Here is a 6,659-nt window from a genome sequence, read left to right as displayed (position 1 = left end):
GATCTTAAATTTAAACTTAGAAGAGTAAGTTTTTCGTGTATTCATAATCAAAATCCCCCATATTGTTTTCTTAAATTATACCCTATTTTTTTGCTTAAGGTTAAACACTCTTTGTATGAATTTATACGACCATTATAGTTTATTATATCATATCATTGAAGAAAACTGATTAAAATAGTATAATACTTAGTGTTTCACAGTGCTTTTATACAAGTACACTTTAGATTAAAACCTAGAAAAAAATTAAAGATAGGAGAAAATAATGAATAAAATATATATAACAGAGGATATTAAAAATTATAAAAAGGGAATAGAGATCCTAGAAAAGATAAAAAAATATGAGTTCATAGAAGATAAGAAAACATTTGTTAAAATGATTCGTGATATGAAATTAACCAATGAAGAGGAGAAGCAGTATATGCTTTTCACTACTAAAAAAGGGAACTTTTTAAAAAATTATTATTTGGATGACAATTTATCGAAGATAAAAGAGGAGTTCTACCTGTCATATGAAAATAATTGTCCTTTCAACTGTCTATACTGCTATCTTAGAGATTATTTCAACCACAGTGCCTTTATCTTCTATGTAAACTTAGAAGATATGTTTACTGAACTAGATAAATTTAATAAAGCAGGAAGTATGGTAAGTGCTGGGATTGTCAATGACACTCTGGTTCATGATAACCTTACCAATGTAACTTTTGATCTTATAGAGTATTTTAAAAATAGACCGGAATTGATCCTAGAACTGAGAACGAAAAGTAATAATATAAAAAACTTGTTAAAAATAGATCCTCCTAAAAATATTCTTATATCATTTACATTTAGCCCACAGGAGGTGATAGACAGATATGAACTAGGAGCATCATCTCTGAGGGAACGTATTGCAGCAGCTAAAAAACTCCAAGAACGCGGTTATTCCATAGGTCTTCGACTAGATCCCATGATAGACATAGAAGGGAGTGACGTGGCTTATAGAGGTATGGTAGAAGAGATATTTTCTGTCCTGGATCTGGCTAAGATAAGGGATATAGGAATTGGAACTATTAGATATAAAAAAGGTTTACGTCAAAAAGTATTAGCAGAACGAAATACAGATTTGTTTTTCAATGAATTTGTCGTTGGAATAGACGGGAAAGAGAGGTATTTTAAAAAGATACGTATAGACATGTATAAAAATATAGTGAATTCAATAAATAAATATGGGAACTTTGATATCTATCTGGGAATGGAACCACAATATATTTGGGATGAAGTTTTTAAAAAGGAGGCTAGATGAACTATTTAATCATAGGCGATTCAACCACAGAATTAGTTTATAAGGATCTACTCAATAAATTAACTCTAGAAACACCAAATGTTTTACAAAAAACCTTTGATGCTGGTCTAAAGGAGGAGGAATTATTTTTTCAATCAATCTCTATAAATTCTATGTTTGGAGGAAAGGAACTTCTGATCCTTAAAAGAGCAGAAAAGATTGATAAAATATGGATTTTTTTTAAGGCTATGAATAATTTTAATATCTTAAATAAAGATATTATTATTATATATAACTCCTCCCTCAATGAATTTGGAAAGGAAGTGAAACCTTTTCCTAAAAAAGCACGAAAGGAAATAGAGGGTAATTTTAAATTAATAGAAGTGTCGGATAAAGATGGAAATACAACTATTAACTATATTATGAATACCCTCAATGTAGATAAGCCTACAGCAGTAAAATTTAAAGATATGGCAGGTGATGATCTCTCTACTCTTCATCAAGAGATGCAAAAAGTAAACACTTTTTTAGGAGGAGAGAGTTTTTCCTTTGAAAAAGTTATAAATATTTTGACTGTATCCAAGGAGTACAATACTTTTGATATGGTAAAAGAGGTCTTGCAGGGAAATAAGGGAAATAGCCTCACCTACCTAAAGAAATCCAAGGAGCATGTTTTCTTTTTAAATGTATTGATGGGAGAATTATTGAATCTGTTGAAACTACGTGTTCTTTTTGAGGAGGGAACTATAAAATCAACTAGAAACTACAACTCTTTTAAAGTCGCTTTTGAGAACAATAAAAATTTATTTAAAAATAAAAGGGGATTTAGCCATCCCTATGTTATTTTTTTAAAACTCCCCCTCATAGAGAGGTTTGATAGTGAGATCCTGCAAAGATATCTAGATAAGACCTTAGATATAGAAGCTAAATTTAAATCAGGGAATGGGGAATTAGATATAATGTTAGAGATTTTTATATTGGAGATATAAATTCTTTTGTTTAAGAAAAACCATGAAAAGGAAGAGTCAAAAGGAGAAAAATTATGAATAAACCCAAAATAAACTATCAAATTATCTTGGAAAAAAAGATAAAAGAGATAGAAAGATTAGATTATATTCCGACGTTGTTGCTACATTCGTGCTGTGCACCTTGTGGGTCATACGCACTAGAGTATTTAGCAGATTATTTTAAGATTACAGTATATTATTATAATCCAAACATCACTTTTCATGATGAATATAAAAAAAGATATGTTGAGCAACAGGAATTTATAAAAACTATCAATAAGACTGCTAAGAATAAGATTTATTTTTTAGGTGGAGAATATGATACTGTGGAATTTTACGATAAGATAAGGGGATTAGAAGGGATAAGAGAAGGCGGAGAACGTTGTTTTGAGTGTTTTGATCTGAGACTTGCCCAGACGGCTAAGATGGCTAATGAATTAAATTATGACTATTTTAGCACAGCTCTTTCTATCAGCCCATTAAAAAATGGTCAAAAGATAAATGAAATTGGAATAGAGTTAGAGGAAAGATTCGGAATCCAATTCTTAAAAGCTGATTTTAAGAAAAAAAATGGTTACAAAAGATCCATCGAGTTATCCCGTGAGCACAACCTTTATCGTCAAGATTATTGTGGATGTATATACTCAAAACAGGAGAGGGAGGAAGATGAAAAAAATAAATAAACTTTATCTTTATATTGTTATAGTTGCAGGTATTTATTTTCTATTCAATAGACTTTTATTTGAGTATTATGACAACCTGATACAGGAATTTATAAATTAAATCTAACTATTAAAAAGAGCATAAAACTTTAGATTTTTATGCTCTTTTTATAAATTCGTGTAAGTTATCCTTAAAAAAAAGCAACATAGGGTAGGAAAGTTGTGATAAATAAAAAATAAAGGCAATAAAAAAAGAGTTGAAAATTCAACTCCTTTTTAGTCTCTGTTATTACAGGTAATTATAAAGCGTTAACTGCAGCAGATAATCTAGCTTTTCTTCTTGATACAGTGTTTTTCTTGAAAACACCTTTAGTAACTGCTTTATCTAACTCTCTGTAAGTTACAATTAAAGCTGCTTTCGCTGCTTCTGCATCTTTAGCTTCGATAGCTGTTAATAATTTTTTTACCATAGTTTTAGTTCTAGATTTTACAGCTTGATTTCTCACTCTGTTTCTTTCTGCTGTTCTTATTCTTTTCTTACCTGATTTAGTATGTGCCAAATTAATTCCTCCTAAGAATTTAAAAATTTAATATTTAAAATAATATTTTACCTCGTAATGTTATCATACATCACAAGGAACGTCAAGATACTTCTTAACGAATGAGATTAATTTGGTAAGTAAATAACAAGATTAGAGACCAATATTGTACAATAGACCGAAAATATTATACCATATTTTCGATTACTTTAACAATGCTTTTTTTAGGGATAGAAAAATAAAGATTCGTAGGGAATTTATTTTCATTTAAGATACATATAATTTTTAAAATTTTCAGAAAACTAAGGACTAGAAATATCAGCTAAATTTATTGGAACTGCCAGTAAAAATCAAATTTAACTAATCAATGATTAAGCTGGAATTAAAAATTAACTAAAATTCTAGAAAAAGAACATGTTTAATAATCGATTTTTCTCTTGACTTAAAAAAAAAGAGAGTATAATACATTTTGTCGTAGAAAAATGGGTAATAAAAACAAAAAAAATATGAATATTTTAGGAGGTTGTATATTTATGGTTTATGTATTATTGATAGTGTCTTTTGCTATTTTAATAAAGGGAGTAGATGTTTTTATTGAAGGGTCTTCAGTTGTGGCCAAGGCGTTTAAAATTCCAGAATTAATTATTGGAATAGTTATTGTTAGGCTTTGGAACGTCGTTGCCAGAATTTGCGGTTAATATGGCTGCTATCGCTAATGATTCCAATGAGATGGCAGTTGGAAATATAGTCGGATCAAATGTATTTAATATTTTATTCTTTGTAGGAACAATTGCTATATTCAAGCCTATGATTATAGATGATAAACTAGCAACATTTGATTTTCCGTTAGCTATAGTTGCTGCAATTCTGCTGCCATTTTTAGCTTTTGATGGAACACTTTTAGGAATTGATCAAAATCTTACTAGAGGTGATGGTATAATATTGATATTGATATTTGTTTATTTTGTCAAAGAAACAATAGGAAAATCATTGGTAGATCAAAAATATAAAGATAAAAAAATGATGATCTATGAGATTGCAGAGGGAACTTTTAAACTAAATAAATTTTTACGTGGTAAAAAGAAAAAAAAACCATCTATAAAACATCTTTCTAAGGATATAGCAATGATTCTAATTGGATTAATTGCTGTTGTAAAGGGTGGAGATATGGTTATTGAATATGCATCTGAGATTGCCACGACATTTGGTATGAGCAAGCATTTGGTCGGGCTTACCATTGTAGGAGTAGGAACATCACTCCCTGAATTTGTAGTGTGTATAATGGCTGCTAGAAAGGGACAGCAGGGTATTATTATTGGAAATATAGGGGGGTCGAATACCTTTAATATCTTATTTACTTTAGGAGTATCTATGGCTATAAAACCAATTATAGTAGACCAAGCTATGATTATAGATGCTATGAATGTAGGGATGGCTACAATCTTGGTAGGAACCATTGCAATATTAAATAAAAAAATAGGTAGATTGATGGGAGTTGTATTGGTCATGGTATACATAGGCTATATGTATAGTGTAATTAAAAGTGCATAATAAATTTATAGGAGGAATGTAATTATGATGAGTTTAAAAAATATATTTAAAAAAGATAAAGAAATATTAGTATATTCACCCCTGAAAGGTGAAGTTATAGATCTAAATGAAGTACCGGGCAATGTTTTTACAAGTAATATTATAGGAGATGGATGTGCTATAATACCTGAGCCAGGGGAGATTTGTGCTCCTGTATCTTCCAAGGTAGAGATATTTAAAACTAATCACCTTTTAATATTTGAACCTAGAAAAGGTGTCTATATTGTTATCCATTTCGGTGTGGGGACATCTCTTTTGGAAGGAAAAGGATTTGAAAGAATTGTAGAACTATCTCCTAAAAAAATGGTGGAAGTAGGAGAAAAATTAGTGAGCTATGATTTAGATTATTTAAAAAAAATGCCAAGTCTATAATCACACCAATAATTGTAAGTGACGATAATGTAGATTATATAGAAGTATTAGCTAAGGCAGGAGAAAAAATAGAAACCGGTGCTCCTCTGATGAAGATATATCTTAAATAGAGTTAGGCTTTCCCAGTAATCGATTTTACTTCTAAATAAAGTTACACCACAATTTAATTATGAAGGCAGTTATAAAGATATTCTTAGTATTTTTTAATGAATGAAACACTTGACAACTTGTTCGGAATCGTATATGATTTATAGATACATAAACGGAGGTAATAATATGGTTTTAGCAAGTTCTATAATAGGAACAATATTTCATATAGGTAATGACTTCGCTGATTACTTGAAGGTGGAATTAAAAAAGAGAAAGATACCAATTGAAGGAAATCATGCAGGTTTATTTATGATACTTTTCATCAATAAAAATCTAGAGTTTAAAGATATCGCTCATCTATGGAAAAAATCTAAATCAACACTTTGTGATATCTTATGTAGATACTCTGAGGAAGGGCTTATTGAAAAATTAAACTGTACTCTAGATAAAAGGCACCTATATATAAGACTTACAAAAGAAGGGTTAAAATATGCAAGAGACTTTGATGAAATAGCAGCTGAATTTTTAAAAAAAATCACATATGGACTTTCTGAGGATCAGAAAGATGAATTGAAAACAATACTTTTACACATGAAAGACAATCTTAAAAACCCAAAGGAATAGAGATAAAAAAACTATTTTAAAAAATGTTGACATAACATTCGAAATCGTATATACTTGATTTGTTCGAAAATGAATAAATTTAACGGGGATAATATCCCCATTAAATTTAAACGCAACGTTCGGAATCGTATTTTTTTTAGGGATATTGTCCGGAAATGAATGATTGTGACTGAGAAGTAAAAAAAAAGATTAATAGCTGTAGGAGACGTGGAAATGAAAAAAGTAATATTAGGTATGATGTTGGTAATGGGTTCTTTATCTTTCTCAAGTGAAAAAGGATCATCGGTAAAAATAAGTAATATTTTTGGCAAGTAAAGCAATTAGAGGTGTATGGTGGTCGTGCTTGTCAAACAGTTTATGAAAAAACTTAAGCAAGTTTTTGAGTACCAAAATATACCTTAGCAGGTGTTTCATAATCTAAAGAACTATGTCCTCTATCGTTATTATAAAAATTAATATACCTTTTTATTCCCGTGTATAATTCTCTTAAATTTTGATATTCATTAAGAAATATTTC

The 6,659-nt window shown here is 29.5% G+C and carries 8 protein-coding genes; 7 read left to right on the top strand and 1 reads right to left on the bottom strand.

The window, feature by feature from the left end:
• Positions 1 to 262 precede the first annotated feature (262 nt).
• The 3 genes from V5784_RS03730 to V5784_RS03720 are packed head-to-tail and all read left to right on the top strand — an operon-like array spanning position 263 to position 2,948.
• Positions 263 to 1,279 carry a spore photoproduct lyase family protein gene (locus tag V5784_RS03730; RefSeq protein ID WP_336887712.1) on the top strand — a complete coding sequence of 339 codons (1,017 nt, stop codon included), beginning with the start codon at positions 263 to 265 and terminating at the stop codon, positions 1,277 to 1,279.
• Complete coding sequence (locus V5784_RS03725) at positions 1,276 to 2,247, top strand: hypothetical protein (RefSeq protein WP_336887711.1); 972 nt, start codon at positions 1,276 to 1,278, stop codon at positions 2,245 to 2,247. The genes V5784_RS03730 and V5784_RS03725 overlap by 4 nt, the downstream gene beginning before the upstream one ends.
• Before the next feature lie 53 nt (positions 2,248 to 2,300).
• Positions 2,301 to 2,948, top strand: coding sequence for an epoxyqueuosine reductase QueH (locus tag V5784_RS03720; RefSeq protein ID WP_336887710.1), 648 nt, complete (start codon positions 2,301 to 2,303; stop codon positions 2,946 to 2,948).
• A 278-nt stretch (positions 2,949 to 3,226) separates the two neighbouring features.
• Here V5784_RS03720 and rpsT read toward each other — a convergent pair whose 3' ends face one another.
• Positions 3,227 to 3,487 (bottom strand): 30S ribosomal protein S20, encoded by a 261-nt coding sequence (rpsT, locus tag V5784_RS03715; protein WP_336887709.1) that lies wholly within the window; start codon positions 3,485 to 3,487, stop codon positions 3,227 to 3,229.
• A gap of 512 nt (positions 3,488 to 3,999) precedes the next feature.
• On the opposite strand from rpsT, the gene V5784_RS03710 reads away from it, so the two are divergent.
• The 4 genes from V5784_RS03710 to V5784_RS03695 all read left to right on the top strand — a co-directional run bounded on the left by V5784_RS03710 (position 4,000) and on the right by V5784_RS03695 (position 6,142).
• Entirely contained in the window at positions 4,000 to 4,164 is a 165-nt protein-coding gene (locus V5784_RS03710) for a hypothetical protein (protein ID WP_336887708.1), read from the top strand.
• The gene (locus tag V5784_RS03705; protein ID WP_336887707.1) at positions 4,145 to 5,017 is read left to right on the top strand and encodes a hypothetical protein; all 873 of its coding nucleotides are present in this window, start codon (positions 4,145 to 4,147) and stop codon (positions 5,015 to 5,017) included. Before V5784_RS03710 ends, V5784_RS03705 begins: the two co-directional genes overlap by 20 nt.
• Positions 5,018 to 5,041: 24 nt before the next feature.
• On the top strand, positions 5,042 to 5,428 hold the full coding sequence (locus V5784_RS03700; protein ID WP_336887706.1) for a glucose PTS transporter subunit IIA: 387 nt from the start codon (positions 5,042 to 5,044) through the stop codon (positions 5,426 to 5,428).
• 276 nt (positions 5,429 to 5,704) lie between these two features.
• Positions 5,705 to 6,142 carry a MarR family winged helix-turn-helix transcriptional regulator gene (locus tag V5784_RS03695; protein ID WP_336887705.1) on the top strand — a complete coding sequence of 146 codons (438 nt, stop codon included), beginning with the start codon at positions 5,705 to 5,707 and terminating at the stop codon, positions 6,140 to 6,142.
• Positions 6,143 to 6,659: the final 517 nt, after the last annotated feature.

Origin of the sequence: Psychrilyobacter sp. (assembly GCF_037132775.1) — a bacterium.
Classification (GTDB): domain Bacteria; phylum Fusobacteriota; class Fusobacteriia; order Fusobacteriales; family Fusobacteriaceae; genus Psychrilyobacter.
The sequence above is the reverse complement of the archived record's forward strand: the minus strand, read 5'-3'. Positions and strand labels throughout refer to the sequence as shown.